Raw genomic sequence first — 20,753 nt, forward strand, 5'->3', positions numbered from 1 at the left:
CTCAGCTCTCCCAGGCCGGGCGCTGCGTCTTGAACTGGCTGAAGATCTTCTCGAAGACCTCGTCGCCCGCGCCCTTCTGCTCGGCGTTCGCGCTGGCCGACATCATCTGGAGCAGCTCGCGGAACGGGAAGCCCTGGATGCGCGCGTTGAACTTCGGCGCGAAGGCCTGGAGCACCTGCTCGCCGCGGTCCGTGATGCCGCCGACGCCGATCGCGTACAGCCGGAAACGGCGGGCCTGTTGCTCGTCGGCGAGGACGGGCAGCAAGCGGTGCCAGGAGTCGGTCATATGACCGGTGGCGTCGGTGGGGAGGCCGTCGGTGACCAGGCAGATCTGCGGGCGGTAGTACTGGAGTCCGGAGGCGCGCAGCTCCGCCTTGCGGGCCGCGACGACATGCATGGCCAGTTCCAGCGCCTCGGTCATCAGGGTGACCCCGGACGCGGTGAACCGGGGTGCCTGGAAGGCGTGCGCGGGCACGAAGGGGCTCAACGGGGCGCGCGGGTCGAGGAGTTGGGGTCCGCGCCAGGCGCCGACGCACCGGCCGCCGAAGGTGATCACGGCGACCTCGACGCTGTAGCTGAGGGAGACGTCGTCGTGGAGTTCCCTGGTCCACTCGGCGAGCGCGTCGTTGAGCGTCTGGATCGGCGCGCCCGCCATGGAACTCGACGTGTCCAGGCACAGCACGAGCGGCAGCCGTTGCGCGTTGTTCTCGAACTCGATGTCGGCGTACTCCGCCGGCATCGTGGGCGGGTATTCGCTGTGCATGGGCGTCTCCAGGTGGCACGAGCGGTACGGGGACGAGCGGTTGGGCGTCACGAACCGCCGCGCGCGTGGTGCCGGGCGGCGGGCGGGAAGGCGTACAGGACGTCGGAGTCGGCTTCGTGGGCGTCGGTGACCTCGACGTACGCGCCGGGCACGGGCGGGGTGCGGTCCGGTTCGGCCCACACCGCGCGGTACAGGACGTGGTCGAGTTCGACGTATCCCTGCGGGTGAAGTGCCGTACGGACCACGGCTGTTCGGGACGGGCCGGGGCGGGGGCCGACCTGGCGGCCGTAGGAGGACGGGGCCGGAGCGGGCGGGACCGGGCGCAGGCGGGCGGTGGTCTCGGCGGCGGCCTCCTCGGAGCGGGCCTCCGTGGCGCCCGCGACAGCCGGGGTGCGGGAGCGGCGGACGGCGAGGACGAGGGCGAGGAGCAGGAGGAGGAGTACGGCGGTCAGGGCGAGCAGCAGGATTCGGGTGTGGTCCGTGGACTTGTGTCCGCCCCCGAGTTCGGCGACGCCCACCTTCTTGTCGATCAGTTGACCGCCGGTGAACGAGGAATTCTTGAGCGCCTTGCACAAGTCGCCGTCACAGGCGGGGAGTTCGGCCACTGTTCCGGCGTCCAGCCGGTCGATCTTGGCGTCCCGGTCGACCAGTGCGTGGCCGGCCAGGACGAGCAGCGCGGTGCCGCCCTGGCCGGTGTGGACGCCGGCCGGTACCTGCACCCGGAGGTTCTTGAGGTCCCGGCGGACGGCGGCCTCGCCGCCCTTCCGGCCGGCGTCGAGGCCCAGGGGCTTGTCCAGCGTGACCGTGACCGCGGCCCCGTCGTCCAGCGCGTCCTGCCAACAGCCCAGCCGGGTCGGAAAGTTCTTGCCGCAGTCCGCGCCGGCCGCGGCCACCGGCCCCGCCGGAATCACCGCGATCAACAAGCCGAACAGCAGGGCAGTGAACAACGTATGTCTCATGACGACCCCCCGTTGGCGCCCATAGTGGAGGCAACAGGCCGGTGGCCGAAAGGGGTTGACTGAGAATGCTCAATTGATTTCTACAGCTGGAAAACCTGATGGCAACGGGTGAACATCTGTCGCGCCCGTTCCACCCAATCACTGGCCAGAACATCGAAATCGGCCTGGGAGATCCGGCAGGTCAGCGGGAGATCGCAGACCCCGGCGAGGCACGGTCTGGGTCCGCGTACGTCCCACACGGAGAGCATGGGATTCAGCTGTTCGGTGTTCCACGCGTTCGACGCGGCGGCGGCGATCGCCAATTGATCCTTGCGCAGAGAATGACCGTCGGTGACAAAGGCGACGAGGAGTCTTTTCGTGGTCATGAAACGCACGGTGAGCGTGCGCCCCGAGGCTTCTAGATCGAATTGCAGGGAGACGGAATCGACATCGCTCTCGACGTGGTAATTCCGGCGCGCGCCCCAGGTGTGCGTCAACTGCCGCCAGGACGAGCCGATGTCGTAGTCCCGGCCGGGCGGGATCGAGGCCTCAGGCGTCGCCACGGACCACCGCCCGCGTGATCATCTCGTCGGTGAGCCCCGCGTCCAGCAGGGCCTGCGCGTGCAGCAGCAGACAGGACGGCACCGGGAGACTGGCGCCTCCCCCGCGCCGGGCTTCCAGTTCGTTGCGGCGGACCTCGATCGTGCGGGCCACGGCCGGTGGCGGCCAGGTCGCGGGGCGCGGCTGCGCCAGCAACTCGCCGAGCAGCACGGCCAGTTGGGGCCGGTCCTCGGGGCGCTTCGCGAGACACCGCGCGAGCAGCGGCCGTAGACCCGGTGGTACGCCGTCCAGTTCGGGCTCCCGGTGCACGACCCGCAGGCTCACCGCCTCGCCCGTGCCGAAGGGCGGGCGGCCGGTCAGGGCGTGGACCAGGACTCCGCCGAGGGAGAACACATCGCTGGGCGGGCCGATCTGACGTGCCGTCATCTGTTCCGGGGACATGAAGGGCGGGGTGCCCACCACGATCCCGGCCTGGGTGAGGCTCGGGGCGCCCTCGACGCGGGAGATGCCGAAGTCGATGACGCGGGGGCCGTCGGAGGCGAGGAGCACGTTGGCCGGCTTGAGGTCGCGGTGGACCAGGTTGGCCGCGTGGATCGCCTGGAGCGCCTCGACGAGGAACGCGCCGAGCCTGCGGACCTGCGCCTCGGGCAGCGGGCCGTCCGACCGGACGGCCTCGGCGAGGGACGGCCCGGGCACGTACATCGTTGCCAGCCAAGGGAGTTCGGCCTCGGTGTCGGCGTCGACGACGGCCGCGGTGTAGGCGCCGCTGACCAGCCGGGCGGCGGCGACCTCGCGGGCGAAGCGCTCGCGGAACTCGCGCTCGGCGGCCAGTTCGGGCCGTACGACCTTCACCGCCACCTCGCGCCCGGCGGGTGAACGGCCGAGATACACCCAGCCCATCCCGCCGGAGCCGAGCCGCCCGGCGATCCGGTACGGCCCCACGCTCAGGGGATCGCTGACCGGTGTGCGCACCCCGCTCACCTCACTTCGGGGTTCGTTGCAGGTTGTCCCGAGTGTCCCCCGAAATCCCGTCTTGGGCAGGGGGGATGCGTGAAATGGCGGTCAGGGGTGCGCCGTAGGGCTTTGGTGGTGTAACGGCAACGGGCAGGGCCCCGCACGCCGTTGTGCGGGACCCTGCCCGTTGTGCTGGCACCGCGGCCGGCCTGTGACGACATTGCTGGTCAGGGCACAATCGGCGGCCGGCCGCGGAGTTTTCGGCGGGACTAACCCAGGCGCTGCACCAGCGCGCGGTACTCGTCCCACAGTTCCTTGGGCGTGTGGTCGCCGAAGGTGTTGAGGTGGTCGGGGACCAGGGCGGCCTCCTCGCGCCAGACGTCCTTGTCGACGGTGAGGAGGAAGTCCAGGTCGGACTCGGAGAGTTCGAGGCCCTTGGTGTCGAGGGCACCCTTGGCCGGCAGCACGCCGATCGGGGTCTCGACGCCCTCGGCCTTGCCGTCGAGGCGTTCCACGATCCACTTCAGGACCCGGCTGTTCTCGCCGAAGCCGGGCCACACGAACTTGCCCGCGTCGTTCTTGCGGAACCAGTTCACGTAGTAGATCTTCGGCAGCGTCGCCTGGTCGCGGCCCTTGGCCACATCGACCCAATGGCCCATGTAGTCACCCATGTTGTAGCCGCAGAACGGCAGCATGGCGAAGGGGTCGCGGCGCAGCTCGCCGACCTTGCCCTCGGCGGCGGCGGTCTTCTCGGAGGCCACGTTGGCGCCGAGGAAGACGCCGTGGTTCCAGTCGAAGGACTCCGTCACCAGCGGTACGGCCGAGGCGCGCCGGCCGCCGAACAGGATCGCCGAGATCGGCACGCCCTTGGGGTCCTCCCACTCGGGCGCGATGATCGGGCACTGCGAAGCGGGCACGGTGAAGCGGGCGTTGGGGTGGGCGGCGGGCGAACCGGACTCCGGCGTCCAGGAGTTGCCCTTCCAGTCCGTGAGGTGGGCCGGAGTCTCCTCCGTCATGCCCTCCCACCAGATGTCGTTGTCGTCGGTCAACGCCACGTTGGTGAAGACGGAGTTGCCCCACAGCGTCTTCATCGCGTTGGCGTTGGTGTGCTCGCCGGTGCCGGGCGCGACGCCGAAGAAACCGGCCTCGGGGTTGATCGCGTAGAGCCGGCCGTCCTCACCGAACCGCATCCAGGCGATGTCGTCACCGATGGTCTCGACGGTCCAGCCGGAGACGGTGGGCTCCAGCATCGCGAGGTTGGTCTTGCCGCAGGCCGAAGGGAAGGCCGCCGCCACGTACTTGGACTCCCCCTGCGGCGGGGTGAGTTTGAGGATCAGCATGTGCTCCGCGAGCCAGCCCTCGTCCCGCGCCATCACGGAGGCGATGCGCAGGGCGTAGCACTTCTTGCCCAGCAGCGCGTTCCCGCCGTAGCCCGATCCGTAGGACCAGATCTCGCGGCTCTCGGGGAAGTGCGAGATGTACTTCGTGGAGTTGCACGGCCACGGCACGTCCTGCTCGCCCTCGGCAAGCGGCGCTCCGAGCGTGTGCACAGCACGCACGAAGAAGCCGTCGGTACCGAGTTCGTCGAGGACGGGCTGTCCCATGCGGGTCATGGTGCGCATGGAGACGGCGACATAGGCGGAGTCGGTGATCTCGACGCCGATCGCGGAGAGGTCCGAACCGAGGGGGCCCATGCAGAACGGGACGACGTACATCGTCCGGCCCTTCATGGAGCCGCGGAAGATGCCCTTGTCTCCCGCGAAGATCTCCCGCATTTCAGCGGGAGCCTTCCAGTGGTTGGTGGGACCCGCGTCCGCTTCCTTCTCCGAGCAGATGAACGTCCTGTCCTCGACCCGGGCGACATCGGTCGGGTCGGAGGCGGCGTAGTACGAGTTGGGGCGCTTGATCGGGTCGAGCTTCTTGAAGGTGCCCTTTTGGACGAGCTCCTCGCTGAGCCGCTCGTACTCCGCTTCGGATCCGTCACACCAGACCACGCTGTCCGGCTGGGTCAGTTCGGCGATCTCGTTGACCCACGAGATCAGTTCCTTGTGTTCGGTGGGGATGACGGGGGGAGCCGCGATGTCGCGCGCCACGATTGCTCCTATGATGAGGGATTTTGTCCTTGTTGCCCCGTGGGGGCCGCGACCCGGATGCTTCACGATGGTCGATCTTGGCGCTCATCCGGTGCCGACCGCACTCATTTGATCATCCGACGCGTCCGCCCATATGTCCAGAGGGCCTCACATACGAGCGACGTGAGGATCGCCACTCATTCGCCACTCATCGGCATGTTTTCCGTGCGTCACCATCGATTCACCACGCGTACCCGGATGCCCGGTAGGCATGGGAGACATGAGAGAGTGGCCACTTCTGGACCCTCATCTCGCCGCACTGATACGTAACTTACGGTTCCGTAGGTACGATTGAGCGCATGACTGCGTCCGTCCCCGACGCGCCCACGGACACGCCGACAGACGGCCACGGTCCCTCCGCGCTCTCCCTCCCCGACCACGTCAAACCGAAGTTGCGCGGCTGGCTGCACCTAGGCATGTTCCCGGCCGTCCTCATCGCGGGCCTGGTGCTCACCGCTCTCGCCGACTCGCCCCGCGGCCGTATCGCCTGCGGGATCTTCGCCCTGACGGCCTGCCTGCTCTTCGGGGTCAGCGCGCTGTACCACCGGGGCAACTGGAGTCCGCGCATGGACGGTGTCCTGCGCAGACTCGACCACGCCAACATCTTCCTGATCATCGCGGGCACGTACACACCGCTGACGATGCTGCTGCTGCCGGGCGCCAAGGGCGAGTGGCTGCTCTGGGGCATCTGGGGCGCGGCCGCGGCCGGCATCGCCTTCCGCGTCTTCTGGGTCGGCGCACCGCGCTGGCTCTACACCCCCTGCTACATCGCGATGGGCTGGGCGGCCGTCTTCTTCCTGCCCGACTTCATGCGCACGGGCGGCATCGCCGTCCTGGTCCTGGTGGTCGTCGGCGGACTGCTCTACAGTGCGGGCGGCGTGATCTACGGCATCAAGCGTCCGAATCCGTCACCGCGCTGGTTCGGCTTCCACGAGGTCTTCCACTCGCTCACGGTGGCGGCGTTCCTCGTCCACTACGTGGGGATCTCGCTGGTGGCGTACCAGCACGGGTAGCACCTGAGACAGCTTCTCTTCATGGCCACGGCTTTCGAGCCGTGGCCATTTTTCATGCCTGTTCGCCCGCCGGCCGCCCGATCGCCATGTTCTGACAGCGGATCCCGGTTGACATCAACCACCTTTTGAGAGCTACTCTCATTTCATGGCTACTGTCACTCACTCCAACGACGTGCGACGCGACCCGCGCCGCTGGTGGGCCCTCGGGGCCCTGGTCGCGAGCATGCTCACGCTCGGCTTCGACACGACGATCCTCAACGTCGCCCTGCCCACGATGGCCGGCGAACTCGGCGCCACCACCGGCCAACAGCAGTGGATGGCCGACTCCTACGTGATCGTCTTCGCCGCGCTGATGCTCCCGGCGGGACTCCTCGGCGACCGCTTCGGCCGGCGCCGCATGCTGATCGCGGGGCTCGGCATCTTCCTCGCCGGTTCCGTGGCGGGCGCCCTGGCCGGCGACGTCAACTGGGTCATCGCGGCCCGCACGGTGATGGGCGTCGGCGCGGCCCTGGTGACTCCGCTCGCCCTGTCCGTCCTGCCTTCTCTCTTCGGCCCCGACGAGCGCACCAAGGCCGTCGGCATCATCTCCGCGGCCTCGTCGCTCGGGCTGCCGCTCGGCCCGATCATCGGCGGCTGGCTGCTCAACCACTTCTGGTGGGGCTCGGTCTTCCTGGTCAACATCCCGATGGCCGCGATCGGCATAGCGGCCTGCGTCTTCCTGCTGCCCGAGACAAAGGACCCCGCCTCACCCCGGGTCGACACCCTCTCTACCGCGTTCACGGCGGCCGGCCTCGGCGCCCTCATCTACGCCATCATCGAGGCGCCCAGCCGCGGTTGGGGCGACCCGCTGATCGTGGGCATGCTCGTCGGAGCCGCGATCCTCATCGCCGCGCTCGTGCTGCGCGAACGGCGCATGGAACGCCCCATGCTCGACATGACCCTGCTCGGCCACCGCGGCTTCCTGTTCAGCTCGATCGCGGCGACCCTGGTGATGTTCGTCCTGTCCGGCCTGCTGTTCGTGCTGCCGCAGTACCTCCAGGCGGTGCTCGGCCACGACGCGCTCGGCACCGGCGTCCGGCTGCTGCCCATGATGGGCGGCCTGATCGTCGCCGCCCGGGCCGCACAACCGCTCGTCAACAAGTTCGGCTCCCGCGCCGTGGTCTGCGCGGGCCTGGTCGTCCTGGCCTTCGCCGCGCTGCTCGGCAGCCGCACGACGGTCGACTCCGGCTACGGCTTCACCGCGCTGTGGCTGTCCATCACCGGGTTCGGCTTCGGCTTCTCGATCGTCCCCGCGATGGACGGCGCGCTGGGCGCACTCCCCCGCGACCGGGCCGGCAGCGGTGCCGGGCTCCTGATGACCATGCGCCAGGTCGGCGCGGCGATCGGCATCGCCCTCCTCGGCAGCCTGCTCGCGAGCACCTTCCGCGACCGCCTCGACGTCACGGGCCTGCCCGCGAAGGCGGCGGACACGGCCGGCGAGTCGGTGGTGGCGGCGCACATGGTCGCGCAGAAGACAGGCTCGACCGAGCTCCTGGCCTCCGCGAACAGCGCGTACGTCCACGGCATGGGCCTGGTCCTGATCGTGTGCGGCGTCGCGGCCCTGGTCACCGCCCTGCTCTCGGCGGCGTTCCTGCCGAACACGCCGGCCGCGCCCACCCAGCAGGAAGAGGCGGAGGAAGACCCGGCCACCGCCGGGGCCATCGCTCTGGCGGATGCCGGACAATGAACACCATGACGGCAACACCCTCCCCCTTCAGCCCCGCCGACCGCCCCCAACTGGGCCTCCGCGAGCGCAAGAAGATCAAGACCCGCGAGGCGATCCGCACCGCGACGTACGCACTGGTCAAGGAACAGGGGTACGACGCCACGACGATCGAGCAGATCGCCGAGCGCGCCGAGGTGTCGCCGTCGACGGTCTTCCGCTACTTCCCCACCAAGGAAGACATCGTCATCACGGACGAGTTCGACCCGATCATCATGGAGGAACTCCGGGCCCGCCCGGCCGACGAACCATGGATGGTCACCCTCCGCTACGTGATGCAGAAGGCCATCAAGTACGGCATGAAGGAGGACGCGGAGACCTCCCGCCTCCGCACTCACCTCATGGTCCAGGTCCCGGCGGTGCGCTCACGCATGATGGAGAGCATGTCGGTCACCGGCAACATGCTCTGCGAGGCCATCGCCACCCGCACCGGCCGCGACCCGGAGAGCCTGGAGGTCCGCGTCTACGCCATGTCCCTCGTCGGCGGCCTCATGGAAACGTCCCTGTACTGGGCGGAGAACGGCCACCGGGACGACTTCGCGGACCTGGTGGACCGCACGATGGACGTACTGGAGCACGGGCTCACCGACTGAGCCCGCGCTCCAGCGCCAACTACCCCTTCTTCTTTACGGTCTTCAGGTCACCCTTCCCGCAAGCCACCCCGTCCCCGTTCGGGTCGAGTCGCAGCGGGTCGTCCTTGCCGTTGATCTTCAGGCGGCCGTAGTCGTTCTGCTGGAGCCATGAACAGCGGGCCGCAGTGGTCGACTTGACCTCCGACGGGAAGACCGTGGGGACGCAGACGTTGATCGTGCCGTAGTGACGGTCGCAGCCCGAGATGGTCGTGCTGACCTTCTGCGAGGTGCGCTTCTTGCCGGGCTCGGTGACCTTGCCCGTCAGGGAGTCCGCGAAGGAGTGGACGTGGGCCGAGGCGGTGTCCGTGGTCAGGGCCGAAGGGCCTTGCAGATGGACCCACTTGGCCACCGACGGGACCCCGTTGGCGTCGACCGCGAAGAGCATGTACCAGCCGGGCGGGGCCAGGTTGGGGTTGCTCGTCACGTTCAGGTCGACGGTGTTGCCGTCCACCGAGAGCGGCAGGTCCACGAACCGCTGGTTAGGGTCCGAGGAGTGCGTGACCGCCGCCGGGCGGATCAACTCGGCCTTGGCGATGGGCCGGTCGACGGTGATCGTCTGGGTGTCGCCGTACTCCCACTCGTTGTCGATGACCGAAGTGATCGTCGGCCGCGTGCCCTTGAGGAGATACGGCGGGGTGTAGATCGACACGTTGTGGTTCCAGGTTCCGTTGCCCGGGTTGTCGCCGGTCGACATCACCCGGCCGTCCGGCAGCAGGAACGAGGAGGAGTGGTAGCCGCGGGCCTCCGGGTCGGCGGCCACCGGGTCGAACGTCGTGGTCGCCGGGTCGAAGATCGACGCCTCGTACACCGGGTTCGCGCGGTTGTGCAGCCCGCCGCCCGTCTCCAGCACCGTGCCGTCCGGCAGGACCACGGCGGACACGTACATCTTCCCCTGCGCGCCGGTCTCCGCCACCGGACCGTTCCCCAAGTCGACAGTCCCCTGCGGGATTTGGGGACCGACCGTGTACGTCGGGTTCGCGGCCTTGAGGTCGATGATGTCGGTCAGCCGGTTCGCGTCCGGGTTGGAGTCGATGTTGCCGCCGCCGATGGTGAGGACCTTCTGGTCCTGCGCCGGAGGCAGCAACACGCTTGCGGACTGGTCGCGTTCGTCCTTGTTCTGCAACCCGGAGACGGACGTGATCGTGTTCGCGTTGTAGTCGTAGATCGCGCTGCCCGTCCCGGGGATGTTGTTCCCGAAGACATGGCTGCCCGTGTAGAAGAGCCGGCCGTCCTGCATCAGGACCATCGACGGGTACAGCCCCCAGTACGACCAGGTCTGGTTGACCTGCGACAACGGCAGCCACTTCTGCTGGGCGTCCGACCAGTACTCGGCGGTCACCGAACCCGTCGAGTCCTCGCGCAGCCCGCCGAAGGAGATGACGTCACCGTTGCCGAGCTCGGTCGCCGACGGGTACCAGTGACCGTCGTTGAGGTCGTTCGTCTTGCTGTACGTCTCGGTCACCGGGTCGAAGATGTACGAGTCCTTGTACCCCTCGTAGCCGTGTCCGCCCGCGACCGGGAACGCCTTGTTGCCGCTCAGCACCAGCACCCGGCCGTCCTGCAACTGGATGTGCCCCGAGCAGAACATGTCCTTCGGCGTCGGGATCACCTTGTACGTCCCGGCGACCGGGTCGTACACCGCGCTCGTGAACGTCCCCGCGTCGAACTGTTCCTCGCTGTTCCCGGACCCCGCGATCAGCAGCACCTTGCCGTTGTTGAGGACGACGGAGTGCATCGAGCGGACGGGGTTCTGCGTGGGCAGCACGTCCCAACGCCCGTTCGCACACTCCTCGGCGGTCGCCTGGCAAGTCGCCGGCGGGAGCGTGTCGGGCACCTGGTCCATCGTGTAGTCGTCGGTGGTCGCGGACCCCGTGCCGTAGACCGAGACGCCCCAGGTGATCCGGTCGGTACCGGCAGGCACCTCGGGCGTACGGACCGTGGCCTGGGTCCAACTCCCCTGCATGTCCAAGGTCTTGAGGTCGGTCCAGTACTGCCACCCGGCCGTCGCGTCGTGCCGGAACAGCGTGATGTTCGCGTCCGGCGTCGTCGTCTTGTACCAGAGCCCGAGGTCGTACTGCTTGCCCGCCGTCACCACCGGCGCGCAGGTCGTCGACTCGGTGATCAGCGCCTTGCGGTCACCGTCCACCCGCCGCGTCACGGTGACCTTCATGGCCTTGGAACCGGAGTGCGCGTCCGAAGTCGTAGTGAAATCAAAGTCGTTGTCGCCCCAGCCCGACTTCTCCCAGCAGTACGGCATCCCGTCGCTGCCCGCCGTCTCGAAGCCCGGATTGAGGACGAGGTTCGCGGCCTCGGCGGACTGCGGCGCGGTGAGCAGCAGCCCGGCGGTCAGGGCGCCCACCCCGACGAAGGCGGTTCTTCTGCGGTACTTGTTCACACGGCTCTCCTTGGTGCTGTACGACTCCCTTTGCGACGCGGGAGGTAGACCAGTGCCTCGGTTCCGACGAAGCGCAGGACGAACGTCATGACCAGGGCGAGCGCGGTCGCCGGCACGGCGCCCATGCCGAACTTGTGGATGAACAGGGCGATCAGCGGGATCCGCAGCACCAGGTCGGCGTTGGCGAGCAGTGCGAACCGGCCCGCCCGGTCCCACCAGTTGCGGTGCAGGCGTCGGTCGCGGAACAGCAGGTGCTCGATGAGCAGGAAGTTCCAGGCCACGCCGAGCTGGTTGGCGAGGATCTCGGCGGGGACGTAGTGCATGCCCGTCTTGGTGAGCGCCCACAGGCCGACCAGGTTCGGGATGAAACCGGTGGCGCCGATCAGGCCGAACACCACCATGCGCGCGACCGGCGAGGCGGTGCGCAGGCCGAGGAGGTGGCGGAGGAAGCGAAACCCTTCCTGCGCGGTCGACTTGGACTCTCCGGCGAACCGGTCCTGGAAGACGAACGGCACCTCGGTGACCTCGCGCGGACGGCTGCGTACGGCGAGTTCGAGGAGGATCTTGTAGCCGAGCGGCTTGAGCGCCTCCGCCGTCACCGCGCTGCGCCGGATCGCGAAGAAGCCGCTCATCGGGTCGCTGATACCGCGGAGTTTGCGCGGGAAGAGCGTCTTGGTCAGCCAAGTCGCCCCGCGGGAAACGGCGATGCGGTATCCGCCGGCGAGGCCCTCGCGGCTGCCGCCCTTAATATACCGGGAGGCGACGACGAGCCCGGCGTTCGCGCGCTCGCCGGTGCCGACCAACTCCGGTACCAGGGACGGCGGATGCTGGAGGTCGCCGTCCATGACGACGATCCAGTCGGACGTCGCCGCCTTGATCCCCTCGACGACCGCGCCGCCGAGCCCGCCGACCGGCTCCTCGCGGTGCAGCACGGTGACCGGGAACGGGCAGTCCTGCGCCGCCTCGGAGATCACCTCGGGGGTGTCGTCGGTGGAGTCGTCCACGAAGACGACCTCGCAGGGCAGGCGGGTGGGCACCGATTCGGTGATGCGGTGCAGCAACTCCCGTACATTTGCGGACTCGTTGAAGGTCGGTACGACGATGGTGACGGCGCCGGGTTCCGCGATCTCCGCGCCGCGTACGGCCGGATCGCCCAACTCGCCGGGGACCATGGACTCTTGGCTCATCACTGGGCTCCCACGGTCTCGGACTGGATCTGCCGGATCTCGATGCGGTCGTCGCCGGTGCCGAAGGTGGCGACCGGGGTGGAGTGCTCGATCGCCGCCTTGACGTTGGGCAGGTCGACCGCGTCGCGCCGTACCGTCGGGGAGGCCACCACGTAGTCGATGTCCTTCCAGCCGTGCGGCATCGTCTTGGTGACGGCGGGGTCGAGGTCGGCCTTGTAGAACCAGATGACCCCGAGCCCGGGCCGGTACCCGGCGTGCACCAGGTCGAGCCAGAGCGCGTCGTCGACGAGGACGCGGGTGTCCTTCGGGTCGGCGACCTCGGTGGACAGCCACTTGGAGGCGGCCCGGTAGGGGGCGTTGGCGTCGGTGGTCATGGCGGTGCGGTCGCCGTCGTACCACTTCGGTACGACATAGGCGCCGGCGGCGATCGCCAGGACTACGGCGAGGGTGTACCGACCCCCCGTGACGTATCGTTTCTCTCCTTCCCCACGCCATCTGCGCAGCACCGCGTGGGCGACGGAGGCGGTGCCCCCGGCGAGGACGAGGGCGAGGAAGGGCAGCGCGCCGATGATGTACATCGCGGGCAGATAGCCGTTGGGCCGCATGGAGACCAGGGCGAGGATCGCGACGGTCATGGCCGGTCCGGCGAGGGAGCGGGCGGTGACCGACCAGCGCCAGGTGAGCAGCAGGAGCAGCGCCCCGGCGAGGCCGCCCAGGGGCAGGACACGGTCGTAGTACAGCCAGGAGTGGAGGACGCCGTAGGAGCCCGTGCCCTGGTCGAGGATGAAGCCCGAACCCGGTCTGGTCATCTGGTACTTGAGGCCGTCCCACAGGGAGACGTGTCCGTTGCCCGGGATCAACTCGCCCTTGAGCAGGGCGAAGAGGGGGTACGCGAAGCCGATCAGGGCGCAGGCGGTGATGGCTCCGGTGAGTGCGAACTTGCGGGTGTCGCGGTGTCCGTGGCGCCACATGGTGAGCAGCAGCGCGGGCAGGATGACGAGCATCGTCTCCTTGGTGAGGACCGAGGCCGCGCCGGCCAGGCCCGCCCCGAAGTGGTGCCAGAGATGGCGACTTGGGGACGCGGCGAGGCAGAACGCGAGCAGCATCCACATCACGGCGATGTTGTCGAGGAAGATCTCCCGCTGGAGGATCACGGACAGCGGGGACAGCCCGAAGAGCACCATCGCGAGTCCGGCCGCCCAGCGCGGGAGCGAGAGCCGGCGGGCGAGGACGTAGACGAGGACCGCGCTGATCGCGCTGATGACCAGCATCGCGAGGCGCATGGTGCCGACGGTCATCGAGTCGGGGCTGAAGTGCGCGGGGATCCAGGTGAGCAGGGCGATCTGGATCCAGCCGAGCGGCGGGTGGTCGTACCAGTAGGTGTAGTGGGCCAGGCCGGTGCCCTGTTGGACGGCCCAGGCCTGGGCGAGGTAGGTGCCCTCGTCGTCGCTGAGCGTCGGGTAGTCGGCGATGTTCCAGCCCTGCACGACGAGGATCGCCGTGAGGAGGAGGCCGCAGAGGAAGAGGTCGGGCCGGGAGGAACGGAGCCGTGACGGTGGCGCTGTTCGACTGGCCGAACCGGTTTCAGGCGCAGGCTGCCGCTGCGCGGGGACCGTGGTGGTCACCGCGGGAAGGGTGGAAGTCACGCAGGAACGTCCTCTCGGATTTCTGCGGTTTCGGTGAGGTGCGCGCCGACGTGGGAGGTCAACTCCCAGTCGTTCCGGCCGCGTTGCTCACGCCAGACGGCGCGGATCGCGGCTCCGGCGAGCAGGACCTGGTAGAAGGGGCCGCCCACGACGAGCTTCAGATAGTGGACTGCGCGGACGCGGAGTCCGTACTGCTTGCCGAAGTCGTGCAGGCCGACGATCTCGAACACGAAGGTGACGGCGGCGGTGACCAGCGGCAGGAAGGTGAGGAACGCGATGCCCACCGGCACGTCCAGGAAGAGCGCGACCGCGGCGTTCAGCGGGATGATCACCCCGGAGAAGGCTTGCAGGAACGGCGTCATCAGCGTGTAGCGGGCGAGCAACCGCTGCCCGAATCCCGGGAGTTGCTTCCAGTCCTTCTTCCGGTAGACCTGAAGGAAGCCCTGGTTCCAGCGAGTTCGCTGCTTCAGCAAGGACATCAGCGAGCCCGGGGTCTCCTCCCGGGTCACCATGTCGGAGTCGTAGGCGACGACGACCTTCTTGCCGACGCTGGACAGCCGGACGCCCAAGTCGCAGTCCTCGGCGAGGCAGTTGGGGTCCCAGCCGTCGGCCTCGCGCAGGACATCGGTCCGTACGAAGACGGTGTTGCCGCCCAGCGGGATGAACCCCTTCTGCGCGTGCAGATGCAGCCGGGACCGGAACCAGAAGAAGTACTCCAGGCAGTTGCGCAGGCTGTACCAGCTGGAGTGGAAGTTGATGAGCTGGACGCCCCCCTGGACGACGTCCGCTCCGGTCGTCCGGAACGCGTGGTCGACGTGGGCGAGCAGCTCCGGATGGACCTGGTCCTCCGCGTCGAAGACCCCGACGACATCGCCGCGGCAGTGCGGCAGCGCCGTGTTCATGGCCTTCGGTTTGTTCTTCTTCTCGTGGGTGTCGACGACGACCCGCACGCGCGGATCGCGCTCGGCGGCGCTGTTGGCCACCGCCGCGGTCTCGGGGTCGTCGTGCCCCACGATCACGATGATCTCGAAGTCGGTGTGCGTGGACTCCAGCAGCCGCTGGATGGTGTGGTCGAGCACGGCCTGTTCGTGCCGGGCCGGCAGCAGCAACGAGAACGAGACGTGCTCGTCCCCGTCCGGGCTGCTGAATCGGGTGGAGGCGAGCACTTCGGGCGTACGCCACGCGTGCATCTGCCACCACAAGGTGAAGGCGGCCATCCAGAACAAGGCCAGCGAAACGACAGCGATGAAGACAGACGTCAGCAAAACAGATCCCCCCAGATCCCAATACCCCCTGGCGCGACGGTGAGTTACAGCCGTCGCGTCACGGAGCAGAGACTATGGGTGATCTGTGAAGCGGACAGGTGATTTCAGTGAAGAGCGTGTTTCATCACAATGAGGCTCCCCCGTGAGCATTTCTCGCACAGGTCGCGTTTGGCCCGGTTACGACTCTGTCGTTTCACCTGCTCAGCGCGGTGCTCAGCCGCTCCGGATCGGTGGTCGGAGCGTCACAGGTGAAGTTACGACAGACGTACGCGGCCGGTCCACCGTCGACCAAGGGCCGGTCGGCGAGCAACGGCAGCTCGTCACTCCCCGCCACCCCGAACGCGACCACGGCCCCGGGCGCGGTCCCCAGAAGTGCCGTACGGTGCAAGGCTTTTGTGCCCTCGTCGGTGAGCGACGGCCCTACGACGGCCACCTCGCGCGGCCCGTCGAGGTACGCCTCGGCGACGGCCAGCCCCCACCCGATGAACCGCGGCACACGCGGCCCGAGCGCCTTCACGACCCCCAACGCCCGTTCCGCGGCGGTGCGATGGGGCTCGGCGCCGGTCTGGGCGGCATAACTCAGCAGAGCACCGGCAGCGGCGGTCCAGCCGGACGGGGTGGCGTTGTCGGTCGGATCCTGCGGCCGCCGAATGAGCCGCTCGGCGTCGGAGGCGGTGTCGTAGAGCGCCCCGGACTCATCGACGAACCCGGCGAGCACGTGGTCGAGCAGGAACCCGGCGAACTCCAGCCACACCCCCTCCCCCGTGACCGACGCCAGCGCGAGGAAGCCCTCGGCGACATCGGCGTAGTCCTCCAACACCCCGGCGTTCGCCCCGACTTGGCCGTCCTTGCTGGTGCGGGCCAGCTTGGCGTGCTCGTCGAGATGCAGGCGTACGAGGAGATCGGCGGCGGAGACGGCAGCCTCGACCAGGTCGGGGCGGTCGAAGTAGGCACCGGTCTCGGCGAGCGCGGCGATCGCGAGCCCGTTCCAGGCGGCGACCACCTTGTCGTCGCGACCGGGGGCGGGGCGCTGTGAACGGGCGTGCAGGAGACGGCTCTTGACCGACTCGATCTTCTCGGCGTCGAAGACCCCTTCGTCCTGCGGGAGTTGGAGAACGGACTGCCCTTCCTCGAAGGTCCCGTCCTCGGTCACGCCGAAGTACTGGGCGGCGAGTCCGCCGTCCTCCTCCCCCAGAACCTCGGCGAGCTGGGCGGGCGTCCAGACGTAGTGGGCACCCTCGACGTGCTTGCCGGTGCCGTCGTCGCTGTCGGCGTCGAGGGCGGAGGCGAACCCGCCCTCGTTGGTGCGGAGTTCACGCACGATGAAGTCGGCGGTCTCGACGGCGACGCGGCGCGCGAGGTCGGAGCCGGTGCTGCGCCACAGGTGAGCGTAGACCCGGCAGAGCAGGGCGTTGTCGTAGAGCATCTTCTCGAAGTGCGGGACGGTCCACTCGCGGTCGACGGAGTAACGGGCGAACCCGCCCGCGAGTTGGTCGTAAATACCCCCGCGTGCCATCCGCTCGCAGGTGTCCCGGGCCATCTCCAGGGCGCCCTCGGCGCCGGTGCGGGCGTGGTGGCGGAGCAGGAACTCCAGGGCCATGGACGGCGGGAACTTGGGCGCGCCGCCGAATCCGCCGCGCTGCGGGTCGTACTCGCGGGTGAGGCCGAGGAGGGCGCGGGACAGCTCCTCCTCGCCGGGGGCCTCGGTGCTGCCGTAGTCGATCTCGCGCTGGGAGAGGTCGCGGACGATGTTCCCGGCGACCTCGGCGACCTCGTCCCGCCGGTCGCTCCAGGCGCTGCGCACGCCCTCCAGGACCTGGCGGAAGGAGGGCATGCCGTGGCGGGGCGCGGGCGGGAAGTACGTGCCGAAGTAGAAGGGCTCGGCGTCCGGGGTGAGGAACACGGTCATGGGCCAGCCGCCCTGGCCGGTGGCCGCCTGCACGGCCTCCATGTAGACGGCGTCGACGTCGGGGCGCTCCTCGCGGTCGACCTTGACGCTGACGAAGTGCTCGTTGAGGTAGTCGGCGGTGGCCTGGTCCTCGAAGGACTCGTGGGCCATGACGTGACACCAGTGACAGCTGCTGTACCCCACGCTCAGCAGCACCGGTTTGTTCGCCTTCCGCGCCTCGTCGAAGGCCTCGGCCGACCAGGGGTACCAGGCGACGGGGTTGTCGGCGTGCTGGAGCAGATACGGGGAGGTCTCATGGGCCAGTCGGTTCACGACCATCACCCTCTCACGTCGCTCCCCGGCGGCCCTGTGGCCCGCGCCTGAAGAGCGACCGATCCCACGGCGGGTTCCGGTCCGCACGGCTGTCATCTGCAGTCGGGCACTCTGGCAGCACAGGACAGTACGCTGAGCCGAGCAGCACCGGAACTGCCGAGCATCCTCGAAGGAGGTACGCCATGACCGCCGAGAGGGTCGCGCCCGCGTGGATGCACCTGCAGATCAGCGCGGAGCAGTACGACTCCTGGTCCGAGGAGCAGTGCGCCGGCATCGAGATCGTGGACGGGATGGTCGTGGTGAGCCCGAGTGCGTCCAAGCGGCACAACCGGCTGGCCCGAATTCTGGCCAATGCCCTGGACGCCGCCGCGGGCCCGGACTGGAACGCCGACACGGACTTCGATGTCCGACTGCAGGACGTTCCGCTCACCAACCGGCGTCCGGACGTCGCCGTGTACCGGGCGGAGACCATCGATCTCACGCCCACCCGCCCCGAACACGTACTCCTGGTCGTCGAGGTCGTGTCACCCGGTTCGGAGACCACGGACCGGATCGTGAAGGTGGACCAGTACGCCAAGGCAGGCATCCCGTTCTACTGGCGGGTCGAACAGGCCGCCACCGGTGTCCCGATCGTCTACACGTACGTTCTCGACCCCGCCACCAAGGCCTACAGGGACGGCGAGATGTTCACCGGCGTGATCAAAGCCGCCGTGCCTTTCTCCGTCGCCGTGGACCTGGGATCCATCTGACAGCGCTGGAAGATTTCCTTCTTCGTGACCGAGCACAAGGGAAAGCGGAAATTCCGGGAGCGCCTGGAAGCGCTTCTCACTGCGGCCGGCTCTCCCAAGCCGGCCGCGATCTGCGCTGCGAGCAAGGACAGTCTTGGGCGAACTTCCCTGTCCGTCCAGCGCATCAGCGATTGGCGAAGCGGTAAGCACGTACCGTCGGACAAGCTCTTTCAACAGTTCCTCCATGCGACCAGCACCTTGGCTCGACAGCGGAACATCGCTCTCCCTCCCGCACTCGCCAATCGGGTAGCCTGGAATCACCTGCTGGGCGCAGCACGAGCGAAGAGTTCCCCTCCGCCGCAGGAAGAATCGCGCCACATCACGGTAGGTGCATTCCGGATTCCGATCTACCCAGTGGCTGACGCCCAGCCCCTGGATCTGGGCGTACACCGAACGAGGCGTCTGGAGGGCGCCCCGTCACTTCCGATCTATCAGGCGCGCGACGCGGATACGGCAGTCGCGGCTCAACTGGCAGAAGCCGAAGAGAGCGGCGGTTTCGTCCTGTTGGTCGGTGAGTCCACGGCCGGAAAATCGCGGTGCGCATTCGAGGCTGTACGACGTGAACTGCCCGATCACTGGATCATTGCCCCACCTGCGGCAGGCGAACTGAGCCCGGTGTTGTCGCATGTGTCGTTGCCCCGCTCCGACCGCCGGAAGTGGGTCCTCTGGCTGGACGACCTCGACCATTACCTCCTCCCTGGCGGCCTCGACCAGGGCATGTTGTCCGCACTCCTCGATCAGCACGTCGTGGTGATGGCCACCATGCGCTCCGAGTCGTACGGAAATTACAGTGAGCGTTCGTTGCGGGACACGGAAGGTGGTGTGGCATCTACACGCCGCCTCGGATCCCGGGTCTTGAAACTCATCGAGCCCGTCGTACTGAAAAGGCGGTGGTCCGAGGCCGAAATGAACAGGCTCCACGAGCACCTCGCAAACGAGAACCCCGATATGCGCCTGGTAGAGGCAGCTCGCCACCATGGCGTTCACGGCATCGCGGAATACCTGGCAGCGGGTCCGAAACTGCTCGAAGAGTTCCTGACCACCAAGCATCGGCCCGGGGGCAACCCCCGTGGTGCGACCCTGGTGCAGGCAGCCATCGATCTCGCACGAGCAGGTATCTCCACTCCTCTGCCTGCTGAGACCCTGCTGGCTCTGTCTTCGTGCTATCTCAATGACGGAGACGCTTGCCGCCTCCGGGCCGAAAGCCCCGTACAAGCTCTGAACTGGGCAACCGAGATCCAATACGGTGTGACGGGAATGCTGGTCGCCACAGAAACCGCAGAATCCTGGCGGCCGTTCGACTACCTCGTGGACGCCATTGCCAGTGCCACCGAAGTGGCGGGCATCCCTGACAAGGTGTGGGAGGCAGCAGTCACGCACGCGAATGGCGGCAGCGAACTTCTGCCGGTCGGGCGTTCCGCCTTTCGCTTCGGTCGCCTGGCACTCGCTGAGCGCTGCTTCTCACCGCTGGCGGCTGATGGAGACCATGCCGCCATGCACGACCTCGGGTTCGTACAGCGCGAACGACGCCCGGAACACACATGGCCCACGTGGTACCGAACGGTGGCTGAGACAGGAACTCCATTGCAGGCCAGAGCTCTTGGCGCCCTGCACGAGATCGAAAAGCGATGGGACGAAGCAGCGGCCTGCTACGAGCGGGCCGCGGTCCAGGGGGATGCTCTTGCCATGCGGCTCCGGGGTGTGATCGCCCAGCGGCGCGGGCAAAAAGACGAATCCCATGAGTGGTATGTCCGCGCTGCAGAAGATGGAGACGCGGTAGCCATCGCGTACTTCAATTCTCCTGGAATCTATCGTCCCCCAAAAGGCCATGCGCTAGGTTCGGAAACCTGGGACCGAGACACCGAATGGGACGAGGAGGACGAAGAGCCATGGCAGATGACGCCTCGCACATCGCGCATCCTCAGCTGCAACTTGGAAATACTCGCCGACATGGCTCATTGGGAGCTGAGTGAACTAGGCGACGAACCCATTTCCCCCAACGGCTTTGGAATCTTCTTCGCACTATTGCCAGCGTCCACATGGGGCCAGTCACGTTCCTGGCGGCGAAAGGTACTAAGAGCGCTGGATGATCTCAATGAAGACATCACTCTCGGACATCCTCCTGAGCCACGCTGCGCGGCAGAGGAAATGGCGCTCCACTTCGCCCTGCAGAGCGCTTCGGCAATGACAATTGATGAACCGGATCTGGTCACTGAGTTCACCCAAGGAATCCCCCAGCAGCAGGGCGACTACGACTGGTCCATTTGTTCAGATCTACTCTTTCAGGACCACGATGTGCTGTTCCTGTACGACCCGAACCTACAAGGATGCGAGCACCCCGACAATCCGCTGAACCGGTACATGCGCATTGGCGACCTCCGCCCCGAAGGGTGGTTCGAGGAGTTCAGGAACGTGTCACCTCGCGATCCGACCCGAGGGTTCGTGCATTGACACGGCCCTGGTAGCGCACATCCGGACCGGAACTCCGGACACTAC

The 20,753-nt window shown here is 67.8% G+C and carries 15 protein-coding genes; 5 read left to right on the forward strand and 10 right to left on the reverse strand.

Going from position 1 to position 20,753, the window contains the following annotated elements; translation table 11 throughout:
- Window position 1: 1 nt before the first annotated feature.
- From ACIBK4_RS05030 to ACIBK4_RS05050, 5 genes are all read right to left on the reverse strand, one after another.
- A complete protein-coding gene (locus ACIBK4_RS05030; protein WP_398992184.1) occupies window positions 2-763 on the reverse strand; it encodes a VWA domain-containing protein in 762 nt (253 codons plus the stop codon).
- 47 nt (window positions 764-810) lie between these two features.
- Window positions 811-1,722 (reverse strand): hypothetical protein, encoded by a 912-nt coding sequence (locus ACIBK4_RS05035; protein ID WP_398992186.1) that lies wholly within the window; start codon window positions 1,720-1,722, stop codon window positions 811-813.
- A gap of 80 nt (window positions 1,723-1,802) precedes the next feature.
- On the reverse strand, window positions 1,803-2,264 hold the full coding sequence (locus ACIBK4_RS05040) for a hypothetical protein (RefSeq protein WP_398992188.1): 462 nt from the start codon (window positions 2,262-2,264) through the stop codon (window positions 1,803-1,805).
- Entirely contained in the window at window positions 2,251-3,234 is a 984-nt protein-coding gene (locus ACIBK4_RS05045) for a serine/threonine-protein kinase (protein WP_398992190.1), read from the reverse strand. Before ACIBK4_RS05045 ends, ACIBK4_RS05040 begins: the two co-directional genes overlap by 14 nt.
- Window positions 3,235-3,485: 251 nt before the next feature.
- Window positions 3,486-5,309, reverse strand: a complete 1,824-nt coding sequence (locus ACIBK4_RS05050) for a phosphoenolpyruvate carboxykinase (GTP) (protein ID WP_398992192.1) — start codon at window positions 5,307-5,309, stop codon at window positions 3,486-3,488.
- Between the two features lie 338 nt (window positions 5,310-5,647).
- On the opposite strand from ACIBK4_RS05050, the gene ACIBK4_RS05055 reads away from it, so the two are divergent.
- From ACIBK4_RS05055 to ACIBK4_RS05065, 3 genes are all read left to right on the forward strand, one after another.
- Window positions 5,648-6,361 (forward strand): hemolysin III family protein, encoded by a 714-nt coding sequence (locus tag ACIBK4_RS05055; RefSeq protein WP_398992194.1) that lies wholly within the window; start codon window positions 5,648-5,650, stop codon window positions 6,359-6,361.
- A 145-nt stretch (window positions 6,362-6,506) separates the two neighbouring features.
- Window positions 6,507-8,087: a DHA2 family efflux MFS transporter permease subunit gene (locus tag ACIBK4_RS05060; RefSeq protein WP_398992197.1), complete on the forward strand. Its 1,581-nt coding sequence runs from the start codon at window positions 6,507-6,509 to the stop codon at window positions 8,085-8,087.
- A complete protein-coding gene (locus ACIBK4_RS05065) occupies window positions 8,084-8,716 on the forward strand; it encodes a TetR/AcrR family transcriptional regulator (RefSeq protein WP_398992199.1) in 633 nt (210 codons plus the stop codon). The genes ACIBK4_RS05060 and ACIBK4_RS05065 overlap by 4 nt, the downstream gene beginning before the upstream one ends.
- A gap of 19 nt (window positions 8,717-8,735) precedes the next feature.
- Here ACIBK4_RS05065 and ACIBK4_RS05070 read toward each other — a convergent pair whose 3' ends face one another.
- From ACIBK4_RS05070 to ACIBK4_RS05090, 5 genes are all read right to left on the reverse strand, one after another.
- The gene (locus tag ACIBK4_RS05070) at window positions 8,736-11,150 is read right to left on the reverse strand and encodes a galactose oxidase-like domain-containing protein (protein WP_398992201.1); all 2,415 of its coding nucleotides are present in this window, start codon (window positions 11,148-11,150) and stop codon (window positions 8,736-8,738) included.
- Window positions 11,147-12,337, reverse strand: a complete 1,191-nt coding sequence (locus ACIBK4_RS05075; RefSeq protein ID WP_398992203.1) for a glycosyltransferase — start codon at window positions 12,335-12,337, stop codon at window positions 11,147-11,149. The genes ACIBK4_RS05070 and ACIBK4_RS05075 overlap by 4 nt, the downstream gene beginning before the upstream one ends.
- On the reverse strand, window positions 12,337-13,983 hold the full coding sequence (locus tag ACIBK4_RS05080; protein WP_398992205.1) for an ArnT family glycosyltransferase: 1,647 nt from the start codon (window positions 13,981-13,983) through the stop codon (window positions 12,337-12,339). Before ACIBK4_RS05080 ends, ACIBK4_RS05075 begins: the two co-directional genes overlap by 1 nt.
- A complete protein-coding gene (locus tag ACIBK4_RS05085; protein ID WP_398992206.1) occupies window positions 13,980-15,248 on the reverse strand; it encodes a glycosyltransferase in 1,269 nt (422 codons plus the stop codon). Before ACIBK4_RS05085 ends, ACIBK4_RS05080 begins: the two co-directional genes overlap by 4 nt.
- Window positions 15,249-15,441: 193 nt before the next feature.
- Complete coding sequence (locus ACIBK4_RS05090; protein ID WP_398992208.1) at window positions 15,442-17,475, reverse strand: thioredoxin domain-containing protein; 2,034 nt, start codon at window positions 17,473-17,475, stop codon at window positions 15,442-15,444.
- Between the two features lie 176 nt (window positions 17,476-17,651).
- On the opposite strand from ACIBK4_RS05090, the gene ACIBK4_RS05095 reads away from it, so the two are divergent.
- On the forward strand, window positions 17,652-18,218 hold the full coding sequence (locus tag ACIBK4_RS05095) for a Uma2 family endonuclease (protein ID WP_398992210.1): 567 nt from the start codon (window positions 17,652-17,654) through the stop codon (window positions 18,216-18,218).
- Between the two features lie 24 nt (window positions 18,219-18,242).
- The gene (locus ACIBK4_RS05100) at window positions 18,243-20,708 is read left to right on the forward strand and encodes a tetratricopeptide repeat protein (protein WP_398992212.1); all 2,466 of its coding nucleotides are present in this window, start codon (window positions 18,243-18,245) and stop codon (window positions 20,706-20,708) included.
- The last annotated feature ends 45 nt before the right edge of the window (window positions 20,709-20,753 follow it).

The organism is Streptomyces sp. NPDC050528, assembly GCF_044457795.1.
Classification (GTDB): Bacteria; Actinomycetota; Actinomycetes; order Streptomycetales; family Streptomycetaceae; genus Streptomyces.